We start from the raw sequence: 23697 nt of genomic DNA on the forward strand, positions 1-23697 counted from the left end.
CTCGGCCGCCGAACAGGAAGGCGTTCGTACATGGGATGGTTGAACCTCGCGCTGGCTGTGATCACCGTGGTCGGTGTCATCCTGATCCCCGGATTCCTGCTCTCCTTCGCCCTGGGAATGCGGGGCTTCGCACGACTTGCGCTGGCCGCCCCCGCAGGTACGACCGTGGTGGTGATGGCAGCGCTGATCGGCCCCGTCGTCGACCTGCCTTGGGGACTGCTGCCGATCGCGGTGACGGCCCTTGCGCTGACAGCCGTGGTCGCTGTGATCCGGCTGGTCCTGACCCGCTTCTCCGCGGCCGAGCGAACGACGGAACGGAGCCCGACTCCGTTCCTCCTGCTCGGTGGCGCCGCCATCGTCGTGCTGATCCAGCTTTCCCTCGTGATCGGGTCTCCCGAGAACTTCTCGCAGACGTTCGACAACATCTTCCATCTGAACGCCGTCCGGTACGCCCTCGACACCGGATCGGTGTCGCCGCTGACCATCGGGTCGATGACTAGCGCGCCCAGCGGCGGGCTTCCGTTCTATCCATCAGGATGGCACGCAGTCACCGCCATCGCTGTGCAGATCGCTGGGGTGAGCATCCCCGTCGCGTCCAACGCGGTGATGTTCTTCTATGGCGCGGTTGCGTGGCCGACAGCGATCCTGTTCCTCGTGTCGACGCTGTTCGGTAGCGGACGCTCACTGCTCGTCACCGCGGCAGCGATGAGCGTCGCCACGCCGGCCTTTCCGCTTCTCATGATCGACTACGGCGTCCTGTTCCCCTACATGATGGGGTTGAGCCTCGTTGCGGTGCCGACCGCCATGCTGATCCAAGCGAGCAGATGTACGACGTGGGGCGAACGTGTGCGGCTCATCGTTGCCGCCCTTGGCTCGTTGCCTGGTATCGCCGTGGCGCATCCGGGGGCCCTCGTGGTGTTCCTGGTCTTCACCGGAGCGATTCTTCTGATCCTGTGGGTACGCCTGCTCGCCGCCAATGCCTCACCCCGCGCGAAGATCATGGCATCGATCTGGATGGCGGCATTCGTGATCCTCGCCGCCGGCTTGTGGTACGTCTTGCGGCCGCCGGCCGCTGCTCGCACGTGGCTCACTACCGAGACTGTCGGGCAGGCGATCGGTGAGGTGCTCACGGGCTCCGTCTGGTTCGCGCCCGTGAACATCGTCCTGGCCGGGCTTGTCGTCATGGGAGGCGGGGTCGCCCTGCGACGTCGCCGCACGACCGACTGGATCGCGATCGCCTTGTTCGCCGTGGCAGCCGGCCTCTACATCGTCGTCTCGGGTTTGCCGTATCTGGAGCTACGCGACATCATCACGGGTGCCTGGTACAACAACGCACCGCGGCTGGCAGCGGTCCTGCCGCTCGCGTGGATTCCGCTCGCGGCGATCGGTGGCGAACGGCTGTGGTCACTGACCCATCGCGCGTACGACCGGGGCTCGAGCGCTTACGCGGGGCGAGTGCTTTCGGCCGCCTCGGCGGTGATCGTGCTCTTCGTGGTGCCTCAAGCCTGGAGTATGAGACAGGCAGTGACGAGCGCGCACGGCGCCTTCGCCGTCACCGACACGGCGCAACTGGTGACGTCGGATGAACTCGCGCTGATTGAGCGACTCGACGACGAGACCCCCGAAGATGCCGTGATCCTCGGCAGTCCGTGGACGGGAACAGGGCTTGCGTACGCGCTGGCGGATCGACGCGTGGTGATGCCGCACACGCTCATGGACATCACCGAGGACATGGAGACCGTGCTCCTCGGTCTCGATGACCCGCGACCGGGATCTGCGGTGTGCGACGCGATCGATCGACTGGGCATCAACTACGTCCTGGACTTCGGGACACAGGAGGTCAACGGTGGTCAACATCCCTATGACGGCCTCGACGAACTGAGCGACTCCGACTCGGTGAAGGAGATCGACAGAGTCGGCGACGCGGTGTTGTACCAGGTGGTGCTGTGCGACTGACTCTCGGGACTCGGACGGACTATTGATGATGACCCTCGACATCTTCGTCCCCTACTGGGGAGATCCCGGACTGCTCTTTCAGACGGTTGATTCCGTCCGGGCGCAGGATGATCCCGACTGGCGGCTTGTGGTCATCAACGACCGGTATCCCGACGAGTCAGTGCCCGCGTACTTCGACGCGATCGATGATCCGCGAATCGAGTACGTTCTCAATGATCGCAACTTGGGCATCACCGAGAACTTCCGAGAATCAGTTCGGCGAGCGACCAGCTCGCACGTCACGATCCCGGGTTGCGACGATCTGCTGCATCCCAACTACGTGCGCGTTGTCAAGAGCGTGATAGGCGGGATGCCCGACGCTGATGTGATCCAGCCGGGCGTGGACGTGATCGACGAGCATGGTCGACGCGTTCTTCCGCTCGTCGACCGAGTGAAGCAACGACTGCTCGCCCCCAAGGCCGTCGACGGCGTTGCGGTTCTCACGGGGGAGGAGATGGCAACCAGCCTCATCCGCGGCGATTGGCTGTATTGGCCGTCCTTGACGTTTCGCACGGAGACCCTGAAGCGAATCGACTTCCGGGACGGATTGCCGATCATTCAAGATCTAGCTCTGCTGATGGACATTGCGTTCGATGGAGGCACGCTCGCGTACGTCCCGGAAAAGGCGTTCCTGTACAGGCGGCACGAGTCGAGTGCGTCTCAACGCGCGCTGCTCGACGGACGCCGGTTCCGTGATGAGCGCGACTACTTCGCCTTAGCGGCGCGCCTGGCCGCTGAGAAGGGATGGCGGCAGACCGAGCGCGTGGCTCGGAACCGTCTGATCGCACGGCTGCATGGTCTTGCGGTGCTGCCGCATGTCCTCCGTCGCGGGGACGGGGAAGGTCGACGAGCAGCGCTGGCACACGTGTTCGCGCGCTGACACCGCCCGACCGTCAAGAGGAATGCCTGACGCGAGCGCGTGCTTCCCGCCATAGCCGTAGGAGCAGGAACCTCGATCGGAGCGCCTTCGCGACGCCGCGAGGCCTCGACGGAGAGGTGTTGTCGTCGTGAATTCGGCGCAGGATCGACGGTTTGTGGACGTGACGCATTGCTCTGGACGCGTTGCCGACAGTCGCGATCCACAGATCGTGGGACTCGTTGAGGTACGGCGGAAACGGCAGGATCAGATCGAGAGCATCACGCCGAACCGCCATCGCGCAGCCGAAGTAGGGGGCATTGCCGATGAGCATGAGCAGCTCGTTGAGCAGGAACCTTCGATCGTCGTGGGAGAGCAACCAGGGGTGACCGGTCAGTGGAGAGGGTAGCGGTTGCTGCGTGCCAAGGAGCAGAAGGTTCGAGGCGACGACCGCGGAGTGCCGGGCAGCTTGAACGAGTTCGTCACGTCTTCCTTCGACCCACACGTCATCTTGGTCACTGAGCAGCAGTACGTCCCGCGTCGCGAGGTTCATTGCACGCTCGAAGGTTCGCACGTACCCTAGATTCTCTGAGTTCTGAACGACGACAACGCGAGGGTCATCGACCGCCGACAGGATCTGGAGCGTGCGGTCAGAACTCGCGTCGTCCACGATGAGCAATTCGTCGCCGTCATGAAGCTGGGCGAGGATCGAGTCGAGTTGCTCCTGCAGATACTTCTCGCCGTTGAAGGTGGCCATGCAGATCGAGGCCGAGACGGCGTGCGCGGTGAATTCTGCGAACATCTGACTCAGCGTATCGGTTGCGGCAGCATCATTTGCGGAGTTCAAACCCCGAGGATGCGGCGGATCTCTTGCGCGTTTCCTGCGTACGTCGTTCCCAAGATGCGCGTACGCGCGCGCTCCACGCGCTGCTGCGAGTCCTCGGTGTTGTCCAACGCGACGAGGATCTGTTCGGCTAGGCCGTCAGCGTCGCCGCGTGGCGCGTAGAGGGCATCATCGTTCATTGACGCTCGCACGCCGCCGATGTCCGTGGACACGACGCTTGCCCCGGACAGAGTTGCTTCGGCGGGAGGTAAATGCCACCCTTCCTCGTCGCTGCCGCAGAGATAAACACGGCATGTCCGATACAGGTGGCTCAGACGGGTCGGGGAAGGGTCGGCCACGTAACGGATGGAGGCAGGCATGTCTGGTCGGTCGAGCGACTGGCCGAAGGTGTACAACTCGGCAGCCGGATCGCGTTCCAGAACACGGCTCAATGTCGCGATGACCACGTCGGGACGCTTGTATCGATGCGGTGCGAGCAGCGACAGAACGCGTCGGGGACGTTGGTCGAGGGACGGGCCAGGAGGGAAGCTCTCCGCGACGAGGGCGTTGGGCACCAAGTGCGAGTCCAGTCCGAGCTCTGCGCACTTCTCGGCCAACCAGGGCGCGATCACGATTCGTTCGTCGACGGCTGACCATGCCGAGGCGATCGCCTCCGGCGCAGCAGCCCACGTCTCATAGTGCTGGATGAGAGCAGCCGAACGAGCATGACGTCTGTCGGCTAATCTGCCGGCGAAGGACATGGTCTGAACCGCCGTCGCGATCACAGCGTCGCCACTAGCCAGTCCGATTCTCGGAAACCATCCGGTGGCGCGCACCGTGACGCGCGGGTCAAGGTCGAACCAGGTCACACCGTTCTTGGCCCAGTCGGCCCTGTGCCCGCGGAGCCACCAGGCTAGGAGACTCTTCACTGCCCGCGGCGTGCGTCGCCGGCTCCCGTAGGCTGCCGAGAATGCCTCGGAGTGCCAGACAGTGACTGCGATTCCGAGGTCGACGAGTGCATTGGCGTACTCGTACGCGACCTTGTAGCCGCCGATCGGCGTCTTGGACGGCGCAAGAAGCAGGATATGCACTGCAGGACTGGTGAGCTGTTCAGAATTCATCATGCCTCCGACAGACCTGTCGACGTCTCGTGATGCGCAAGACCGGTGCGCAGGGTCAGATAGATACAGGCGATCAAAGTCGCGATCTCGCTGATCGCGAAGCCCGCCGCGACTCCGACGATGCCGAAATTCGCGCCGAGGAGCGCCATCGCGAGAACACCGGCCAACGCAGCGATCAGAGTGAACACGAACACTTGTCGTTCCTTACGCGCCGGGATCAAAACGTTGCGGATGAGCGGTGTCGACATTGTCACGCCGATGAACGCGATAGCGAAGTAGCCGAACGCGACTGGGTCGCCCTGCTTGTCCGCGCCGAACATCCAGCCGCTGAGCGCCGGCCCGAAGACGGCGAGCACCAGCCATCCGATGACCGCGATCACGGCCATGAGGAGGAGAGCAGCAACGTTGCGTTTTCGACGGTGATGATCCTGCGCCTCCAGAACCCATCCTTGGAGGGCGTTTCCGGCAGCGCCGACACCAAGGATGCCGTACCTGTAGATCTTGTCGTTCGAAGCGAACACTGCCGCAGCAGCGGGAGCCGCCACTATGCCTGCGAGCGGTACAGGAGCGTTCGCATACAAGCTCCCGACGGACTCGGTTCCCCACGCATGCCGCATGTCTTCGACATCGTTGCGAAGCGCCCGAAATCCTGGCCATTCAGGGAAGAGCCGTCCGTGAAGTGTCGTATGGAACGCGATCGTGCCGATGAAGACGGACAGGCAGAGCAGCAGCCCGTAGTAGACCACATCTCCTGTCAGGAGGACGATCCCGAGCGCTCCTGCTGTCGCGATCGTTCGCGGGAGGACTTCGTAGAGCAGCACAAGTCGAGGTGCGGCTACACCCACGGCGTACCAACTGAGGCTGATCCCATTGAGCGCGCTTGCCGTAGCGAATGTCGAGGCGACTGCCCACGTCCCGGATGGAGAGATTGCGCTCGCTACAACGGCGCTGATCGCGCTCGCGATCACGACGACCACGATGCGAATGTAGAACGAGCGGGCATAAAGTCCGTGTCGCTCGTCCTCGCTCTGAGCCAAGGCCACGAGCGGGGTGCCAAGAATATTCCAGCCCACAAGTCCGACGGCGGCTGCAAAGGCGCCCACGCTGAGCCCAACGTTCATTGCGGCCCAATCATCGGTGCTGGCGGCTCTCGCAACGATCGGAAGCGCGATGAGTGGCAGCGCCGAGGCGAGGAATGGCAGAGTGGAGAAGCCGAGCAGACGATGCGCGAGGGCGGCGGCAGGAGAGCCCCCGTTGCGGATGCGACCCATCAGGCGAGCGCGAAGCTGTCGTCCGAGCCGAGCAAGGCCGAGATAGCGAGCTGCGGGTGAGGAAGGCAGGTCATGTATTGATCCTAGGCGGTGGCGTTGTGCCAAACCCTGTCGGTTGCCCCGAGCAGCTGCGTAGGCGACCCTAGACTGGGCGTGGAGAAGTCACGGAAGTGGAGCGAGAACGATGGTCAGCAATCCGGGACGCGGGACCATCGTGCTCGCAGCCTACGAGCCCAATCCCGAGCTGTTCGCTCGGCAGATCTCATCGCTGCGGGGACAAACTCTGCAGGACTGGGAATGCGTGATCTCGGTGGACGGGGACGATTCGACCGTTCGACGCGTCGTCGCCGAAGCCGCAGGTGAGGATCCTCGTTTCCGTGTGATCGCTGACGGTACTCGCTTGGGCTTCTACCTCAACTTCGAACGGGGCCTCGCTGCGATGGATCCAACGACGTCGTGGGTTGCTCTCTGCGACCAGGACGATTACTGGTACCCGGAGAAGCTGGAGACACTGGTGCCTCACCTCGATGAGGTAGCTCTTGTGTCCGGTCAAGCGAGGCTCGTGACTCATCCTGACGAGGTGACCACCGGGTTCACCGAGCGCCGTGACCTCGGCGGGATCATGACCACTCTGAACAACCAGTTCACGGGTTCGCTCTGCGTTCTGCGCGGTGAGCTCGCTACCAGGAGCCTCCCCTTCCCACGGATGTCGACCCGCGCAGCCGCCCACGATCACTGGTTGGCGGTACTTGCTGCTGCGGACGGCGGCACTCGCATTCTTGACGACGTCGTGCAGGACTACGTGCAACACGATTCGAATGTCTTCGGCGATCCGAGCAGGCTCGATGGCAAGGCGGGATTGCGTGCTGTCGTGAGTGCCATCGAGAATGCCAGGGCATTCACGCGGCGGTACGAACCCACCGGCTCGCTACTGTCGATGATGCGTATGTACTTCAAGGTATACGTCGGATGGCGTCAACTGATGGCGATGACCCTTGCCTCCCGCGTACCTGACGGAGACGCACGGATCGTTTCAGTGTTCGGCGTCGAGCGTCGATTCTGGCCGACCTGGCGGTTGCTCCGAGATGCGCGTCGTGCAGGTCACGCGCCTGCGCGATTCGTGATCGAGTATCTCGGAAGCTGGATGATGGGGGTGGTGATCGGCGGACGTCGTTCGACCGTCACTCAGCCGTTGTCGACCACGTGATGGATGTCGCCTGCGCACGTGTGCCTTCGGGTATCCGGCCACCGCTTCCGTGCAGGCCGTCCCGGAAGCCGTCGCGGAGGACAGCCCACATCGCTCGCCGAGGTCTTGCAGAGGCGACGATCACCGTGAAGTACGCGAGATCCGTGAGGAGATCACCGAGCAGGCGGCCAGGTGAGGTGCGAGCGTACTTTCGCGTGAGCAGCATCCGGTTTCGCGCGCGATAGTAGTAGCGGAACGGCGTGCTCACCATGGTTGCGATCGTCACGGGAAAGCGGCCAAACGGTCGAAGACGGGCCATGCTTCCCAGCTCGTGATCGATCTTCGTGGGTGCGGCCACGATCCGGCCGCCTGACGCGATGACCCGCAACTCGAATTCGGTGTCCACCAGGTCGATGAAGAGGGCCTCATCGAACGCGCCGATACGCTCGTAAGTACCCGCGTCGATCATCATGCCGGACTGGATGACTCTTCTCGCATCGGGGAGCGGACGATTGGACACCGCCTGTCGCACACCTGCGAATTGCTCGGGGACGACGACGAGGTTAGCGCGCGAATTGAGACGATCGAACGTCCGTCTCAGCTCCCCGATCGTCTCCGCGCCCGGCGCGGAATCCTGATCGAACGTCACGGCGTATCCAGCGCCGTTGGAGAATGCGTATCGCAGCCCTGCGTTGAGTGCGGCGGCGATCCCCAGATTCATCGGCTGACGGATCAGCCGGGCTCCGGCGGCTGCGACATCGTCGAGCACCGTGGTCGACGTCGTCGATCCATCGTCGACGACGACGACCGGGAAGTCGGCTAGAACAGCTATGACTGTCTCCGTGAACTGAGCGGTGGGGTTGAAGGTGGTGAAGATCACCGCGACATCAGTCGATGTCGTCATGCTCGTGCTCGCCCGATGTCGATGAATCCCCGTCGTCGTGGCTCAGAGCCGCGATGTCCCGTTCGAGCTGTTCCTGCCTCAGGCGGGTGATCGCCGCTTCTTCAGCGAGCCGCCGAAGCCGCTCCTCTGCGCGGGTGAGTTCCCAGGACAGGTGCAGTGTGACGGCGAGAAGCAGACCGATCGCCAGCGTGAAGATGAGGTTGGCGGGGAGTTGGAACCCCAGCACGGCCGTCAACCAGAAGAGGGCCTGCGGGAACACACCGAGGATAAGCACGGCCAGTCCGATGGCAAGCCACAGCACCGCATATTTTTCACGAAGCTGACGGCGCAAGAGCAGCGTCGTCACGGAAACGACGATCACGAGGCCCAGAGCGAGAGCTCCCAAGGAGATCATGCGCGCCCCCTGATGGGACGACGTACGATCGAGAGTGTGAGGGCGAAGACCGACCTGGCGAGATAGACGGTGGAGCTGGCGAAGCCCTGACTCGGATCGCCCGACATGCGGGGGCGCATGGCAACAGGAACTTGGGTGACTCGCAAACCGGCGTGCACAGCGGCGACCAGACTGTCGATCGTGTCGCCGAGATACTCCGCGGGGTAGTAGGCCACGTACTGATCGATTGCTCGCTCGTTGGCGGCGCGAAAGCCACTCGTGACATCCGTCAGCCGAGTCTTCGTTATGCGGGAGATCACGCCCGCGAGGAAGAGCATCGCCCAACGGCGCGGTCCGCTGGCTTTATAGGATCCAACCTCGGCGAACCGAGCCCCGATGGAGATATCGGCATTCTTCAATCCGGCGAGGACCCGACGTATGTCCTCGGGATTGTGCTGACCGTCGGCATCGACCTGGATAGCTGTTCGGTACCCGTTGCGCTGGGCGAAAGCGTACCCGGCTCGCATCGCACCGCCGACTCCCATGTTGTAGGGGAGGGTGAGCACCGCCGCGCCTGCAGCACGGGCCACATCGCCGGTCGTATCGAGGGAGCCGTCGTCGACCACGAGCACGTCCGCATCCGGGATCGCCCTGAGGATCTCACGAACCGTGGCGCCGACGTTGTTCTCCTCGTTCCACGCGGGCACGATGACCAGCAAGTCGTCAGTCCCCGAACACATGTGCTCAAGTCTAGGGGAGCCGTTCACTTGATCCTTGCCGCGCCGCTGGGTCACGGCAGCGGCGTACCGACGCTGTAGGCGGCGCGCCACTCCGGTGCGAGCTTCTCCACTGACGGCCAGGACGGGCTCGCGAGCCGGAGCAGGGTCGCGTTCGACTGCACGTGGCGGATCTTTCCTGCTTCGACATAGAAGATCTCGTCGGTGCCGAAACTCACGAACGTCTTGTCGGCGAGAAGCGGGGCGCCGACGGTGAAGGCTTTCCGAGTGTCCGAAGACCACGAGAAGAAGTAGAGGGCGCGGGTGCCGTTGGCTTCCTGAAGTCGCGCCTGGCTGCGGACATGGCGAAGTTGAGCGCCGGCGATCAAGTAGACAGGATCCGAACCGGGCGTCTGCGCGAAGACCGCTTCGTTGATCGTTCGTCCCGTCTTGGGCAGAGCGGAGCAGATCGAGTCGGGAAGCGAGACGATGGGCGCTCCCGTCGGCCTTGTGAGGATGCGAGTCAGAGCTCCACCGTCGGCGGCGTACACGGTACCTGCGCATTCCGAGAAGGGCGCGAGGTCGCCTGTCACTCGTGGGTTCGCGGAGAGTGTCCCGTCGGGCACTACGGCAGTCCGCCTAACTCCTGCGTCGTAGGCCACACCCCAGGTGGGGATGTGGACGATCTCCGCGCCCACACCAGTCAGGTAGACATCTGGAGAACTCGCTTCGCGGACGAGGGTGCGGGAAGGGAGGATCGACGGGCCACTGGGAATAGCTGCCACATTCGCTGCGGGCAGCGTAGCCACGTAGACACGTTCCGACGTGGGCAGTTCCGACCAGGCCTGTGAGTTCACGATGTGGCGCTTGGCGCCGTTCTCCCACCGGTAATAGGGATCGGATACATCGTCAGTGAACGAGGTGCCGACATTGGCGCCTGTTGGGAACCGGTCGATGACACTGCCGGGAAGAGAAGTGTAGACGGACATGCTGAACCCGAATCGCGTTACGACGTCGGCCGCGGTGAAGCGGTGCTTGGTGCCGTCCGGTTCGAGAAGGTACATCCCGCCGTCACGCGCGTCTCTGATGAAGCGCGTGGCTGAAGTCGCATTCGGAATCGAGGAGATGTAGCTGGAGGCGACCGTCTGGTACCACCCCAGCTGTGCCATGTACGCCGCCAAAGCGGTGCCGTCGGTGATGTGGTATTTGCGCGATTCGGCGAGGAGGTAGATCTCGGCGGAGTTAGACGCCTTGATCAATCTGGTCGCAGGCATCTGAGTGGAGCCGAACCAGTCGGTGAAGTAGTTGAAGAAGTTCCGGTTACCGTACGCGGAGCAGCCGTCGCCGGTGCCGTACCCCGCGCGCAGCGCAGCGGCGTTCGGCTGATACGGCGTGTAGTAGTACAGCGCTGCGGTCGAGGCATTCTCGATGTGCACGGGCCCGCGACCGCAAGCGCTATCCGGGTTGTAGAGGATGTTCCAGGTCTTGCCGGGCGCGTAGTACGTGAAGTATCGGCCCTCGGTGTAGATCTTCATCTGCCGACCCGCACCGTAGATCTGATAGAAGAACCCAGCGAAGCTGGGATCGCACGGCGCGGTGTCCGGGCATCCTTGCCCGAGTGCCATCGAGTATCGCCAATCGCTCGGCCACGTGTGCGTGACGAGGCTCTGTTCCTTCTGGAGCATGACGATGAAGACCTGGGGATTGATGCCGCACGATTGTGCGACCTTATGGATGATCGTCGCCGCCGACTCGTTGCTGCTGCCCGTATATCCATCGCAGTACTTGTCTCCGGCGCGGTTCGGAGTGCTCTGGCGGTAGTCCTTGAGGCAGGTGTACCCGGACTGACAGGTAGACACTTTGCTGCGGAAGAACGAGTCGATCTGGGCCGCCGACATCGTGGTGCTGTCTGTGAAGACGGCGTCAGAGATGATGTTCCCCGCGCGGAACTGCGAGAGGTCTGCGGCCTTGACCACGCCGGTTGCCGCGGAGACGCTGGACGGCTGGCTCGAGGTGGTTGACACGGCGTCCGCTGGAACGGCGACGAGAACGGATGCCGCGACTAGGAGGGCGGCGGCAGTGGCGACGAGCGCTCGCAGGCGGGGGATGGGGGTGCCATTCACCTGACCCATTGTGGCGGAAAGCAACAGATGTCGCCACTGTGGCTGATGTTACTTGAGTGAATCGAGAGGCGGACGGAATGGACTCGCGGACTGTGTGGCACGATGTTGGGGTGAAAGGCATCATTCTCGCTGGCGGTTCCGGAACGCGACTGCACCCGATCACCATCGGCATCTCTAAGCAGCTCATCCCCGTGTACGACAAGCCGATGGTCTACTACCCGCTGTCGACGCTGATGCTCGCAGGCATCCGGGACATCCTCATCATCACCACACCGCACGACGCCGAGCAGTTCGAGCGCCTGCTCGGCGACGGCTCGCAGTTCGGCGTGAACCTGACATTCGCTCAGCAGCCGTCGCCTGACGGTCTTGCGCAGGCGTTCGTGATCGGCGCCGACTTCATCGGTGACGACAAAGTCGCGCTCGTCCTCGGCGACAACCTGCTGTACGGTCCTGGGCTAGGGACGCAGCTCAAGCGCTACACCGACGTCGAGGGTGGAGCGGTCTTCGCGTACTGGGTCGCGGAGCCCGGCGCCTATGGGGTGGTCGAATTCGACGACGAGGGCCGCGCGATCTCTCTCGAGGAGAAGCCTGCCCAGCCGAAGAGCAACTACGCGGTTCCCGGACTCTACTTCTACGACAACGACGTGGTGGAGATCGCACGAAACCTCGAGCCGAGCGCGCGGGGCGAGTACGAGATCACTGACGTGAACCGCGCCTATCTTGAGCGCGGATCACTCCAGGTCGAGGTGCTTCCGCGGGGAACGGCATGGCTCGACACGGGGACGTTCGATCAGATGTCAGATGCCGGCGACTACGTCCGCACGATGGAACGTCGCACCGGACTCCGTATCGGAGTACCGGAGGAGGTCGCCTGGCGCCAAGGCTTCCTCACAGACGACGAACTCCGCGAGCGTGCGGAGAAGCTGGTCAAGTCCGGCTACGGAACCTATCTCCTCGAGACCCTGGAAAGAGGTCGCTGATGTCGAACCTCCTCGTTACTGGCGGCGCCGGCTTCATCGGGTCGAACTTCGTCCACTACGTCATGGAGAACACCGATCACACGGTCACCGTGCTCGATGCGCTCACTTATGCAGGCAATCGCGCTTCGCTCGACGGGCTCCCCGAAGATCGTCTGACCTTCGTACACGGCGACATAACGGATGCCGAGCTCGTCGACGGTCTCGTTTCCGACGCCGACGCGGTCGTGCACTACGCAGCCGAGTCGCACAACGACAACTCGCTGCACAGCCCCCGCCCGTTCCTCGACACGAACATCGTGGGCACCTACACGCTGCTCGAGGCGGTCCGGAAGCACAGCACTCGTTTCCACCACATCTCGACCGACGAGGTGTACGGCGACCTCGAACTCGACGAACCCGAGCGGTTCACGGAGCAGACGCCGTACAACCCGTCGTCGCCGTACTCGTCGACGAAGGCGGGCAGCGATCTGCTTGTCCGCGCCTGGGTCCGCTCGTTCGGCGTCGAGGCGACGATCTCAAACTGCTCGAACAACTACGGTCCGTACCAGCACGTCGAGAAGTTCATCCCTCGTCAGATCACGAACGTCATCCGCGGCATCCGTCCCAAGCTCTACGGGGCGGGAGAGAACGTACGCGACTGGATTCACGCCAACGACCACTCATCGGCGGTGCTGACCATCCTCGAGAAGGGTCGAATCGGCGAGACCTACCTGATCGGTGCCGATGGCGAGCGGAACAACAAGGAGGTCGTCGAGCTGATCCTCGAGGGCATGGGACAGCCGCGCGACGCCTACGACCACGTGGCCGACCGCGCAGGGCATGATCTCCGCTACGCCATCGAATCCACGAAGCTGCGCACCGAGCTCGGCTGGTTGCCGAAATTTGCTGACTTCGAGTCCGGACTCGCCGACACGATCCGCTGGTACCGCGACAACGAGGCATGGTGGGGGCCGTCGAAGGACTCCACCGAGGCCTTCTACGCGTCGAAGGGGCAGTAGGACAGGGTGACTGACATCGATTTCGGCAAGAAGCTGGGCGCGGCGGAGACCGGCATCCCGGGACTGGTCGTGTTCGATCTGCCCGTCCACGGCGATTCGCGAGGGTGGTTCAAGGAGAACTGGCAGCGCGAGAAGATGACGGCCATCGGCCTGCCCGATTTCGGTCCGGTGCAGAACAACATCTCGTTCAACGATGCTGTGGGAACCACCAGAGGTATCCACGCCGAGCCATGGGACAAGTGGGTGTCGGTCGCCGCCGGGCGGATCTTCGGCGCCTGGGTTGACCTGCGCGAAGGACCGTCGTTCGGTGCTGTCTACACGACCGAGCTCGATGCGTCCAAGGCGATCTTCGTCCCCCGGGGCGTCGGAAACTCGTACCAGACGCTCGAACCCGACACCGCCTACACGTATCTCGTGAACGATCATTGGTCGCCCGAGGCGTCGTATTCGTTCCTCAATCTCGCCGACGAGACCGCCGCGATCGAATGGCCGATCCCGCTATCGGAGGTCGAGATCTCCGAGAAGGATCTCGCACACCCGCGCCTGGCCGGCGTGGCTCCCATCCCGCCTCGGAAGATCCTCGTGGTCGGCTCCGGCGGTCAGCTCGGGCGTGCGCTGCGGGCCGAATTCGGGGATGCTTCGCACGTCGAGTGGACAACGCGGGAGGATTTCGATCTCCGTGCTCCCGATCTTCGCTCCGCGCGGCGCTGGCGAGACTACGAGGCGATCATCAATGCCGCGGCCTACACTGCGGTCGACCTCGCCGAGACGGCCGAGGGCCGCACCGATGCCTGGTTGGCCAACGCGGCGGGCCCCGCGAAGCTCGCTCGCGTCGCCTCGGAATTCGGCCTGGCGCTCGTACACGTCTCCAGCGACTACGTCTTCGACGGCAGCGCGGAGGGCGAATACGACGAGGAGCGAGAGTTGGCGCCGCTCGGTGTCTACGGCCAGTCCAAAGCCGCGGGCGATGTGGCTGTCAGCACCACCCCGCGACACTACATCCTGCGCACCTCCTGGGTGATCGGCGACGGCAAGAACTTCGTCCGGACGATGGCGAGCCTCGCGGAGAAGGGGGTCGATCCGAAGGTGGTTGACGACCAGCGCGGACGACTGACCTTCGCATCGGAGATCGCGCGAGCCATCGCGCATCTGCTGCGCGAGGGAGCGCCCTACGGGACGTATAACCTCACCGGAGCCGGAGAACCGCGCACATGGGCGGAGATCGCCGCCGACGTGTTCGACATCACAGGTGCGGAACGCGCCCGGGTCTCCGGTGTCAGCACGGAGGAGTACTTCGCGAACGCGACCGGTCCGATCGCGCCCCGGCCCCGGAACAGCGTGCTGTCGCTCACGAAGATCGAGGCGACGGGCTTTGCGCCCCGGGATGCCGGGCACCAGCTGCGCGAATACCTGAGCTCGTGAGCGCGCCCGCTCCGGCGGGCATCATTTCTCGTGCGGCTGCTCGCCGACAGATATTCCGTCGGGACATCCAAGCGCTAAGGGCTCTGGCGATTAGTCTGGTGGTGCTCAACCACCTCTGGCCTGGGCGTCTGAGCGGCGGTTACGTCGGGGTCGACGTCTTCTTCGTCATCTCCGGGTTCCTCATCACAGGACACCTGCTAAGGGATATGGAGAAGACCGGAGGCGTACGCCTCGCGACGTTCTACGCACGTCGCGTGCGGAGGTTGCTTCCGGCAGCCGTCGTAGTCCTTCTCATCACGCTTCTGGGCGTCTGGTGGCTGCTCCCTCACACCCGCTGGGTGGACAACGCGCTGCAGGCGGTCGCCAGCGCGTTCTACGTCGAGAACTGGGTGTTGTCATCCCTGTCGATCAATTACTCCGCTCACAACGCGTCGGCCAGCGCCGTGCAGCACTTCTGGTCGCTCTCGGTCGAGGAGCAGTTCTATTTGGTGTGGCCGGTGCTGCTGCTCGTCACCGCGCTGCTCGTGGTTCGCCTCGCGGGATCGGCGAACCCGCGCCCCGGGATCCTCGTCGTCGTTCTCGTCGTCGGCGCGGGGTCACTCGCGGCAAGCATTCTGTTCACCGGACTCTCCCCAGCGCAGGCATACTTCGTCACCTTCGCGCGTGCGTGGCAGTTCGCCGTCGGGGCACTTGTGGCTCTTATGCCGGTGGCGCTGCTCGGGCGTCTCAACGCACTCTTCGCAGCTGCAACCGCCGTCGTCGGGTACGCACTCATTGGGATCGCGGCCTTGTTGTTCGACGCGCAGACGCCGTACCCGGGAGGGGCGGCGCTCCTTCCTGTGATCGGCACAGCAGCGGTCCTCGTCGCTGGCACAGGACGCCGTGCGCCGTTGTTCGGGGTATCGTCGGTCACCGACCTGCGCGCGGTGCAGTGGTTGGGAGACGTCTCGTACTCTCTGTACCTCTGGCACTGGCCACTCATCGTCCTCATGCCCTTCCTTATCGTCCAGCCACTGTCCGCGTGGTCGAAGGCGCTCGTCCTCGTCGTCTCGCTGATCCTGGCGTGGGCGAGCCGTCGCTGGATTGAGAAGCCGGCGATGGGAGCACGCTGTTGGAAGCGGACGAGGCAAGCCTTTGTTGGTGCGGCAGGAATGATGCTCGCGGTCCTTCTCGCGGGGGTACTCCTTATCGGAGGAGCGGCGATGCCGTTTGATGGGCCGTCCGCGGAGACGGCGAACACAGGGGAGTGCCACGGACCGCGCGCGCTTGAGGTCGGCAGTGGCTGCGATCCGAGCATGCCGGTGGGGGATCCGATCGTCACTGGGAGTCACGCATACTTCGGTCTTGCTCCTGAGTGCGGCGATCTCGAAGACGCTCTGACGATCGATGGCCGCCAGACTACCCGGACGTGCGAGTTCTCGAGCGCGGGTGAAGGGACTCGCGTGTGGTTGCTGGGAGACTCCCATATAGAGCAGTGGCAGGCCGCCGTCTTCCCGCTCGCCGCAGAACAAGGGTGGAGTCTCACAATCAGCTCGTTCCCGGGCTGCCCGCCGGCGGACGTCTCCTTCATCGGTTTCGACTCGGCATGGGGGCCGTCCGACTATCAACGCTGTCGGGAGTGGGCACGCGCGGTCGCAGATGAGATCGTGAAAGAGAAGCCGGACCTCGTCATCACCTCGATGGCGGCGCGACAGCAGCTCGTGGACGACGGTAGTCGGCGTTCGCACCACGAGCAGTTCGTCGACGGTCTCCGGCGCACGTGGGGAACGTGGACTGCGGCTGGTGTCCGTGTGCTGCCGATCGCGGATACCCCTCTGAACGGCGACGTCCGCGATCTCGACTGTCTGGTGCTCAACGCGCGCACTCCGCGGAAGTGCGTGGTGCCACGAACGGCGGCGGCCCCGGCCGATCCCGTCGCCCTGGCGACGCAGGATCCGATGACCGGACTCTGGCCGGCGGACTTCACCAATTCCCTGTGCGACGACGCGGTCTGCTTCTCGGCGGTCGGAGGAGTGCCCGTCTTCTACGACGCCGACCATCTAAGCAGCGCCTACTCGCGCCTGCTGTCGGAGCAGCTCGAAGACGTTGTGAATCGTGCGCTTTCGTCCCCGCGCCCTGACGCCGGATAAGGGAAGCGTTCGGGATCTGCTGACGCAGGGCGGTGAAGCTCAGCAGTGGAGCTCATGCCCTGATCGTGTCTGAGGAAGCCCATATCGCGGGGAGGAGAACGTCTCACGTGCATCGCGTAATTCGGCTTCGTGTGGACCTACGGTCTGGTGTGCCCTCAGACTGATCACATTCACCTCCGGGTAGAATTTGCGGATGAGTGCTCCTCTCCCTGGAGGAGCACCCTTCGCCGTCTAGCGTCACGAAAGTTGCATACATGGATCTCCTCGTCGTCGGGTCGGGTTTCTTCGGCCTTACTGTCGCTGAGCGCGCGGCAGAAGCGGGCCGGAAGGTGATGGTGATCGATCGTCGATCGCACATCGGTGGGAACGCGTACAGCGAGGCGGAGCCCGAGACGGGTATCGAGGTGCACCGTTACGGTGCGCATCTGTTCCACACGTCGAATGCGACGGTGTGGGAGTACGTGAACCGGTTCACGACCTTCACGAGCTACGTGCACCGTGTCTACTCGAGGCACAAGGGTGTCGTGTACCCGATGCCGGTGAATCTCGGCACGATCAACCAGTTCTTCAGCGCTGCGTATTCGCCCGATGAGGCGCGTGCTCTGGTGAAGGAGCAGGCAGGGGAGTTCGACGTCAAGACGGCGCAGAACTTCGAGGAGAAGGGCATCGCGCTCGTCGGTCGCCCTCTGTTCGAGGCGTTCTTCCGCGACTACACCGCGAAGCAGTGGCAGACGGATCCGCAGAAGCTCTCGGGCGACATCGTCAGCCGGCTCCCTGTTCGGTACACGTACGACAACCGGTACTTCAACGACACCTGGGAGGGTCTGCCCACTGATGGTTACACCGCGTGGCTGGAGCGGATGGCGGATCATCCGAACATCGAGGTCAAGCTGAATGTCGATTACTTCGATGAGGCTCAGCCGTTGAACAAGCGCGACACTGTCGGGCAGCTGCCGATCGTCTACACCGGTCCCGTGGATCGGTACTTCGACTATGCGGAAGGTGAGTTGAGCTGGCGCACGCTGGACTTCGAGCAGGAGGTTCTGAACGTCGGTGATTTCCAGGGCACGAGCGTGATGAACTACCCCGACCTCGACGTGCCGTTCACCCGCATCCACGAGTTCAAGCACTTCCACCCCGAGCGCAAAGAGATCTTCGAGTCGGGCAAGACCGTCATCATGCGTGAGCTCTCACGATTCGCGAGCCGAGACGACGAGCCCTACTACCCGGTCAACACTCCGGCCGACCGTGACGGTCTGCTCGCGTACCGCGAGCTCGCCAAGGGCGAGCAGGACGTGCACTTCGGTGGCAGGCTCGGCACCTACCAGTACCTCGACATGCACATGGCGATCGGCTCCGCCCTCACCATGTGGAACAACCAGCTCGCGTGAAGGACGGCGACATGACTGACGAACAGAACAAGAACTACATTGCCGTCAACCACACCGTCTTCCCCATCGAGGGAGTGGCGGAAGTTTCGGCTCTGTACGTCGACACAGGCTCGGGTGACGGATCGCAGCCCGGAGAGGCGTATCAGATCATCGACCGGCGTAGCATCCGTGTCTACGCCCACCGCCGCGTGTCGCTGAGCACGTATTTCAACGCCTTTCCCGCGAGCTACTGGCAGCACTGGACCCGAGTCCGGTCGGTGCGCCTGGTGGCCACCGTCGAGGGGCGCGGCCTCATTTCGGTGTATAAGTCGAGTGCGCGAGGGCGCGCGTCGGCGCTGGCATCGAAGTCTTTCGCGGACGAGACCGTCTTTTTCGATCTTCCAATTACCTCCTTCATCGACGGTGGCTCGTACTGGTTCGACATCGCATCTGGCGACGAGGACGTCACACTAGTCTCGGCAGAGTGGCAGGTCGCGGCCCCCGAGAACTGGAAGCCGGGAAGGGCGACGGTAGGGATCACCACCTTCAACCGCCCGTCCTACTGCCTCAATCAAATCATCGCGGTCGGGCAGAACGAACACGTGCACGAGGTGCTCGATCGGGTCATCGTGGTCGATCAAGGCACGGAGCTCGTGTCGGAGCAGCCCGGTTTCGCCGACGCTGCGGCGAGGTTGGGCGACACGCTCGATGTCGTCCGACAGCCGAACCTGGGTGGTTCAGGTGGTTTCTCGCGAGCCATGCTCGAAGGGCTCAGCTCTGAGAACAGCGATTACGTCCTGCTGCTCGACGACGACGCGATATCCGAGCCCGAGGCGATCGTGCGCGCGGTCCGCTTCGCCGACTTCGCAGTGACACCGACCATCGTGGGTGGGGGCATGCTCCATCTCGACGACCGCTCTGTGCTGTACACGCAGGGCGAGGTGTGGGACCCGCGCAAATCCTGGATGCGACCCTCCGGCGGGAGTGAGTATGACCACGATTTCGCGGACGAGCCGCTGCGCGAGACACTTGAACTGCATCGCTACCTCGGCGCCGACTTCAACGGCTGGTGGATGTGCCTCATTCCCACGTCCATCCTGCGGGAGATCGGCCTCTCGCTCCCGGTCTTCCTGAAGTTCGACGATATCGAGTTCTCTCTGCGTGCACGGGCGAAGGGATATCCCACGGTGTGCCTGCCCGGCGTTGCGGTTTGGCACATGGCCTGGCACGACAAAGACCCGACTCGTACCTGGGAGGAGTACTTCATCCATCGGAACCGTGTCATCACAGGCCTTCTCCACTCAGATGTGCGCAACGGCGGGTACCTTCCGCTCCACTCCTTCCTCGGCGACATCAAACTGTTGTTCATGCTGCAGTACTCAGCTGTTCGCCTTCGCCACGAAGCGCTGAAGGATGCATTCCGTGGGCCTTCCGCACTTCCGGCATTGCTTCCCAGCAAGCAAACGGACATCCGCGAGCTGCGCATGCAGTACATCGACTCCAAAGTCGTCGACGACTTCTCTGCTCTCCCTCCGGTTCGTCGATCGTCCATGGCGATCCTGGGAGGTGTGCGCAAGCCGACCAACCCAGTGGCCACTCTGGTGCTTGCCGTCCGTGTCGCCATGCGTCAGTTGCTGATCAAACAATCGGCCGGCAGTCGACGCAACCCCGAGCGAGTCATCCCCGCGCCCGACATCACGTGGTGGCGGTTTGCAGACATCGATTCGGCGTTGGTCACCTCTCCGGATGGTCTAGGTGTCGCGTGGTATCAGCGTGACCGAGCGATGATGCGACGATTCCTGTGGCGCAGCCTTCGCCTGAACCTCAAGCTGGCACTCGGATGGAAACGACTCGCCGGGCAGTACTCGAAGGGCGCACCGATGATCACGTCTGCTGAGCAGTGGCGCAAGACCTTCGACAGCATGTAGGGCCGAGTTCGTTCCACTACACGGAGTGCGGGTCTTTCCGGCGCGCAAGAGAGAGCAGGGCCACCGCTGGCACGCCTCGCGAGGACGCCTCGGACGCGGTGCTCGGCGTGGAGCGCTAGGGTGGGAAGTTGGCTCGGCCGCGCGGATGACTGCGGCGCTCCTACGTCACGATAACCTGCTATGAACCTCGATCCCCTCCGAGGTCGCGACAACGCACCGGACGCGACCATTGCTCCCGGCTACCGTGCCGACATCGATGGGCTGAGGGCGCTCGCGATCCTCCTCGTCGTGGTGTACCACGTCTGGCTCGGACGCGTCTCGGGTGGCGTCGACGTCTTCCTGATGGTGTCCGCGTTCTTTCTCACAGCCTCGTTCGTGCGCCGCGTGCAATCCCACCGGCCGCTCGAGCTCGGAACGTTCTGGCTTCGACGCTTTCGGCGGCTGCTCCCTGCAGCCGCCGTCACGATCGCGGGCGTGCTCGCTGTCGCGTTCTTGAGCTACCCGCAGACAGAGTGGCCTCGCGTGTGGTCGGAGGGGTGGTCCAGTCTCTTCTACGTAGAGAACTGGACTCTCGCGTTCTCAGAGGTGGACTACTACGCGCGGGACTCAGTGAGACCCAGCCCGTTCCAGCACTTCTGGTCGTTGTCCGTCCAGGGGCAGGTCTTCATCCTCTGGCCATTGATCATCGCGGCCGTCTGGCTGATGCTTCGAGACCGTAGGCATGTCATCGTCCCGGCACTGGCGCTGGCGTTCGGTGCCATCTTCGTCGGCTCCCTGGCTTTCTCGATCGTTGAGACCTCTCACGCCCAGTCCTTCGCCTACTTCGACACCCGCACACGATTGTGGGAGTTCGCCGCAGGCTCGCTCGTCGCGCTCGCACTCCCGTTTCTGCGCATTCCACGGTGGGGCGCGGTCATCCTGGGGTGGGTCGGGATCCTCGGGATCGTGCTGTGCGGTGTCGTCCTCGACGTTCGAGGCGGGTTCCCCGGCTATCTGGCGCTGTGGCCGGTGGGCTGCACCGCGCTGGTCATCATCGCGGGAGTCGAACGCGTCCCGGGAGGGCCGTCCGCGTTCCTCGAGTCTGCGGTTCTCCGATACGTCTCCCGCGACGCCTACGCCCTCTATCTCGTGCATTGGCCCGTGCTGGTGACCTGGATGGTGTTGACCGGACGCTCGCAACCGGGGTGGCTAGCCGGCCTGGGGATCGTGGGGCTGTCGTTCGTGCTGGCGCGCCTCGTGTCGGCACTCGTCGAGCACCCGATTCGTGCTGCCACGGCACTCGACCGGTTGCCGCGACTGGGCGCGGTGGTGCTCGTCGCTTCGATCGCCGTCGTCGCGATCCCTCTCGGCGCGTGGCAGTTCGCAATCAAGCAGAAGGAAGCGGCGCTGATGGCCAGCGAATCGGGGGGTTACCCGGGCGCCGCGCAGGTCGAGAGCCCCGTGGACCTTGCTGGCGTCGACCTGCCGTTGAGACCGTTCCCCACCGCGCTTGACGACGAATGGGTGAACCTCGGACTCTCGTGCTCCGGACCGCTGGAGCCCACGCACCCTGCGCTGAGCGGCACCTGCGTACAGACACCAGGTGCCCAAGATCCTCGAGCTATGCGCGTGCTGGTGATGGGAGACTCCCACGCACAGCAGCTGATGTCACCGCTTGTCACGCTCGCTGATGAGCAGGAGTGGGAGCTGATCGCTCTCCTCAAGGGCGGCTGCTCGATAGGTATCGGCGCACCGTCGTGGTCGGCCAGCGGCGTTCCCTGCGATGACTGGAGGGCGGCCGCCGTCGACTATGCCCTGCGAATCCAGCCGGATGCCGTCTATCTCGTCGTGACACGCGCGACGCCTGCATCGCCGGAGGTGCTGGTGGAGGGCATCGACGTGGTGATCGATGCTCTGACCACACAGGGCATCGAGGTCATAGCCGTCAGAGACAACCCGCGCTTCGACTTCAACATGTATGAATGCGCGCTCGAGGAATCCGATGCCGCGCCGGGTGAGGGGGTCGAGCCCTGCAGCGTCCCCGAGGTGGCCCTGGAGAGCCGCGAATCTCTTGAAGGGCTCGCGGAGACCCCTGGTGTGACTCTGGTCGATTTCCGCCCCTGGCTCTGCCCCGACGGGGTCTGTCGCGGCATGATCGGCAACATCGCGGTCTACATCGACGACAACCACCTGTCCAGCATGTATGGTCGCACGCTTGCGCCGATGCTGAAGCGGATGCTCGAAGCAGGAGAGCGAATGGATGTGAATGCCGCCTGACAGGTGCGACACCACGCGCCCCGGGTAGAGTTGTCTGCTGTGCAGCGGCGAACCGCGCATCAGTGGGCCTCAACGGTCAGAAAGCAGGAAAATGGATCTCCTCGTCGTCGGGTCGGGCTTCTTCGGCCTCACCATCGCCGAGCGCGCCGCTGAAGCCGGTCGCAAGGTGACAGTCATCGACCGCCGCTCGCACATCGGAGGCAACGCCTACAGCGAAGCCGAGCCTGAGACGGGCATCGAGGTTCACCGCTACGGCGCGCACCTGTTCCACACGTCGAATCCGACGGTGTGGGAGTACGTCAACCGGTTCACGACGTTCACGAACTACGTGCATCGTGTGTACACCAATCACGACAGCGTGGTGTACCCCATGCCCGTGAACCTCGGAACGATCAACCAGTTCTTCCGTGCAGCGTATTCGCCCGATGAGGCGCGAGCGCTGATCAAGGAGCAGGCGGGCGAATTCGACGTGAAGTCGGCGCAGAACTTCGAGGAGAAGGGCATCGCCCTCGTCGGGCGTCCGCTGTTCGAGGCGTTCTTCCGCGACTACACGGCGAAGCAATGGCAGACCGACCCGCACAAGCTGTCGGGCGATATCGTGAGCCGTCTCCCTGTGCGGTACACCTACGACAATCGCTACTTCAACGACACGTGGGAGGGACTGCCGACCGACGGCTACACGGCATGGCTGGAGCGCATGGCCGACCACCCCAACATCGATGTGAAGCTGGACGTCGACTACTTTGACGAGACCCAGCCGTTGAACAAGCGTGAGACGGTCGGGCAGCTGCCCGTGGTTTACACCGGTCCGGTCGACCGCTACTTCGATTACGCCGAGGGTGCACTCAGCTGGCGCACGCTTGATTTCGAGCAGGAGGTCCTGAATGTCGGGGACTTCCAGGGGACGAGCGTCATGAACTACCCCGACCTGGATGTTCCCTACACGCGCATTCACGAGTTCAAGCATTTCCACCCGGAGCGGAGAGAGATCTTCGAGTCTGACAAGACGGTCATCATGCGCGAGTTCTCACGCTTCGCGAGCCGAGACGACGAGCCGTACTACCCGGTGAACACGCCGGCCGACCGCGAGGGCCTTCTCGCGTATCGGGACCTCGCCAAGGGCGAGACGGATGTGCACTTCGGCGGCAGACTCGGCACCTACCAGTACCTCGACATGCACATGGCGATCGGCTCCGCCCTCTCGATGTGGCGAAACGAGCTGTCGGGTCAGGACGACTGACGAGAA

Annotated in this window: 18 protein-coding genes; 11 read left to right on the top strand and 7 right to left on the bottom strand. The window is 63.6% G+C overall.

Going from position 1 to position 23697, the window contains the following annotated elements:
* Nucleotides 1–39 precede the first annotated feature (39 nt).
* Nucleotides 40–1956: a DUF6541 family protein gene (locus ACWIDW_RS00090; protein ID WP_454121951.1), complete on the top strand. Its 1917-nt coding sequence runs from the start codon at nt 40–42 to the stop codon at nt 1954–1956.
* A 28-nt stretch (nt 1957–1984) separates the two neighbouring features.
* Entirely contained in the window at nt 1985–2875 is an 891-nt protein-coding gene (locus ACWIDW_RS00095; protein WP_454121953.1) for a glycosyltransferase, read from the top strand.
* A 13-nt stretch (nt 2876–2888) separates the two neighbouring features.
* On the opposite strand, the gene ACWIDW_RS00100 is transcribed toward ACWIDW_RS00095, so the two are convergent.
* The 3 genes from ACWIDW_RS00100 to ACWIDW_RS00110 are packed head-to-tail and all read right to left on the bottom strand — an operon-like array spanning nt 2889 to nt 6066.
* A complete protein-coding gene (locus tag ACWIDW_RS00100) occupies nt 2889–3653 on the bottom strand; it encodes a glycosyltransferase (protein WP_454121955.1) in 765 nt (254 codons plus the stop codon).
* A gap of 41 nt (nt 3654–3694) precedes the next feature.
* Nucleotides 3695–4795 carry a glycosyltransferase family 4 protein gene (locus ACWIDW_RS00105; protein WP_454121957.1) on the bottom strand — a complete coding sequence of 367 codons (1101 nt, stop codon included), beginning with the start codon at nt 4793–4795 and terminating at the stop codon, nt 3695–3697.
* Nucleotides 4795–6066, bottom strand: a complete 1272-nt coding sequence (locus ACWIDW_RS00110; protein ID WP_454121958.1) for a lipopolysaccharide biosynthesis protein — start codon at nt 6064–6066, stop codon at nt 4795–4797. The genes ACWIDW_RS00105 and ACWIDW_RS00110 overlap by 1 nt, the downstream gene beginning before the upstream one ends.
* A 184-nt stretch (nt 6067–6250) precedes the next feature.
* Here ACWIDW_RS00110 and ACWIDW_RS00115 point away from each other — a divergent pair, with 184 nt between their 5' ends.
* Complete coding sequence (locus tag ACWIDW_RS00115) at nt 6251–7273, top strand: glycosyltransferase (RefSeq protein ID WP_454121960.1); 1023 nt, start codon at nt 6251–6253, stop codon at nt 7271–7273.
* Here ACWIDW_RS00115 and ACWIDW_RS00120 read toward each other — a convergent pair.
* The 4 genes from ACWIDW_RS00120 to ACWIDW_RS00135 are packed head-to-tail and all read right to left on the bottom strand — an operon-like array spanning nt 7248 to nt 11368.
* Nucleotides 7248–8156 (bottom strand): glycosyltransferase, encoded by a 909-nt coding sequence (locus tag ACWIDW_RS00120; protein ID WP_454121962.1) that lies wholly within the window; start codon nt 8154–8156, stop codon nt 7248–7250. The genes ACWIDW_RS00115 and ACWIDW_RS00120 overlap by 26 nt on opposite strands.
* Nucleotides 8140–8550 carry a DUF2304 domain-containing protein gene (locus tag ACWIDW_RS00125; protein WP_454121964.1) on the bottom strand — a complete coding sequence of 137 codons (411 nt, stop codon included), beginning with the start codon at nt 8548–8550 and terminating at the stop codon, nt 8140–8142. The genes ACWIDW_RS00120 and ACWIDW_RS00125 overlap by 17 nt, the downstream gene beginning before the upstream one ends.
* Entirely contained in the window at nt 8547–9269 is a 723-nt protein-coding gene (locus ACWIDW_RS00130) for a glycosyltransferase family 2 protein (protein ID WP_271639675.1), read from the bottom strand. The genes ACWIDW_RS00125 and ACWIDW_RS00130 overlap by 4 nt, the downstream gene beginning before the upstream one ends.
* 50 nt (nt 9270–9319) lie before the next feature.
* Nucleotides 9320–11368, bottom strand: a complete 2049-nt coding sequence (locus ACWIDW_RS00135; RefSeq protein WP_454121966.1) for a hypothetical protein — start codon at nt 11366–11368, stop codon at nt 9320–9322.
* 110 nt (nt 11369–11478) lie between these two features.
* On the opposite strand from ACWIDW_RS00135, the gene rfbA reads away from it, so the two are divergent.
* The 8 genes from rfbA to glf (ACWIDW_RS00175) all read left to right on the top strand — a co-directional run bounded on the left by rfbA (nt 11479) and on the right by glf (ACWIDW_RS00175) (nt 23691).
* A complete protein-coding gene (gene rfbA, locus ACWIDW_RS00140) occupies nt 11479–12348 on the top strand; it encodes a glucose-1-phosphate thymidylyltransferase RfbA (RefSeq protein ID WP_454121968.1) in 870 nt (289 codons plus the stop codon).
* Nucleotides 12348–13346: a dTDP-glucose 4,6-dehydratase gene (gene rfbB / locus ACWIDW_RS00145; protein ID WP_454121969.1), complete on the top strand. Its 999-nt coding sequence runs from the start codon at nt 12348–12350 to the stop codon at nt 13344–13346. Before rfbA ends, rfbB begins: the two co-directional genes overlap by 1 nt.
* Nucleotides 13347–13352: 6 nt before the next feature.
* Nucleotides 13353–14768, top strand: coding sequence for a sugar nucleotide-binding protein (locus ACWIDW_RS00150; RefSeq protein WP_454121970.1), 1416 nt, complete (start codon nt 13353–13355; stop codon nt 14766–14768).
* Complete coding sequence (locus ACWIDW_RS00155; protein ID WP_454121971.1) at nt 14765–16897, top strand: acyltransferase family protein; 2133 nt, start codon at nt 14765–14767, stop codon at nt 16895–16897. Before ACWIDW_RS00150 ends, ACWIDW_RS00155 begins: the two co-directional genes overlap by 4 nt.
* 254 nt (nt 16898–17151) lie before the next feature.
* The gene (gene glf / locus ACWIDW_RS00160) at nt 17152–18288 is read left to right on the top strand and encodes a UDP-galactopyranose mutase (RefSeq protein ID WP_454121972.1); all 1137 of its coding nucleotides are present in this window, start codon (nt 17152–17154) and stop codon (nt 18286–18288) included.
* 11 nt (nt 18289–18299) lie between these two features.
* Nucleotides 18300–20195 (top strand): glycosyltransferase, encoded by a 1896-nt coding sequence (locus ACWIDW_RS00165; RefSeq protein ID WP_454121974.1) that lies wholly within the window; start codon nt 18300–18302, stop codon nt 20193–20195.
* Between the two features lie 180 nt (nt 20196–20375).
* A complete protein-coding gene (locus tag ACWIDW_RS00170) occupies nt 20376–22451 on the top strand; it encodes an acyltransferase family protein (protein ID WP_454121976.1) in 2076 nt (691 codons plus the stop codon).
* 91 nt (nt 22452–22542) lie between these two features.
* A complete protein-coding gene (gene glf / locus ACWIDW_RS00175) occupies nt 22543–23691 on the top strand; it encodes a UDP-galactopyranose mutase (RefSeq protein ID WP_454121977.1) in 1149 nt (382 codons plus the stop codon).
* The last annotated feature ends 6 nt before the right edge of the window (nt 23692–23697 follow it).

The sequence above is a fragment of the Microbacterium sp. NPDC055312 genome (genome assembly GCF_053645675.1).

Bases quoted from the DNA above. Each gene is read 5' to 3' on its own strand.
- ACWIDW_RS00095 (WP_454121953.1), top strand. From the start codon at position 1,985: ATGACCCTCGACATCTTCGTCCCCTACTGGGGAGATCCCGGACTGCTC.
- ACWIDW_RS00100 (WP_454121955.1), bottom strand. From the start codon at position 3,653: ATGTTCGCAGAATTCACCGCGCACGCCGTCTCGGCCTCGATCTGCATG.
- ACWIDW_RS00105 (WP_454121957.1), bottom strand. From the start codon at position 4,795: ATGAATTCTGAACAGCTCACCAGTCCTGCAGTGCATATCCTGCTTCTT.
- ACWIDW_RS00110 (WP_454121958.1), bottom strand. From the start codon at position 6,066: ATGGGTCGCATCCGCAACGGGGGCTCTCCTGCCGCCGCCCTCGCGCAT.
- ACWIDW_RS00115 (WP_454121960.1), top strand. From the start codon at position 6,251: ATGGTCAGCAATCCGGGACGCGGGACCATCGTGCTCGCAGCCTACGAG.
- ACWIDW_RS00120 (WP_454121962.1), bottom strand. From the start codon at position 8,156: ATGACGACATCGACTGATGTCGCGGTGATCTTCACCACCTTCAACCCC.
- ACWIDW_RS00125 (WP_454121964.1), bottom strand. From the start codon at position 8,550: ATGATCTCCTTGGGAGCTCTCGCTCTGGGCCTCGTGATCGTCGTTTCC.
- ACWIDW_RS00130 (WP_271639675.1), bottom strand. From the start codon at position 9,269: ATGTGTTCGGGGACTGACGACTTGCTGGTCATCGTGCCCGCGTGGAAC.
- rfbB (WP_454121969.1), top strand. From the start codon at position 12,348: ATGTCGAACCTCCTCGTTACTGGCGGCGCCGGCTTCATCGGGTCGAAC.
- glf (WP_454121972.1), top strand. From the start codon at position 17,152: ATGGATCTCCTCGTCGTCGGGTCGGGTTTCTTCGGCCTTACTGTCGCT.
- ACWIDW_RS00165 (WP_454121974.1), top strand. From the start codon at position 18,300: ATGACTGACGAACAGAACAAGAACTACATTGCCGTCAACCACACCGTC.
- ACWIDW_RS00170 (WP_454121976.1), top strand. From the start codon at position 20,376: ATGAACCTCGATCCCCTCCGAGGTCGCGACAACGCACCGGACGCGACC.
- glf (WP_454121977.1), top strand. From the start codon at position 22,543: ATGGATCTCCTCGTCGTCGGGTCGGGCTTCTTCGGCCTCACCATCGCC.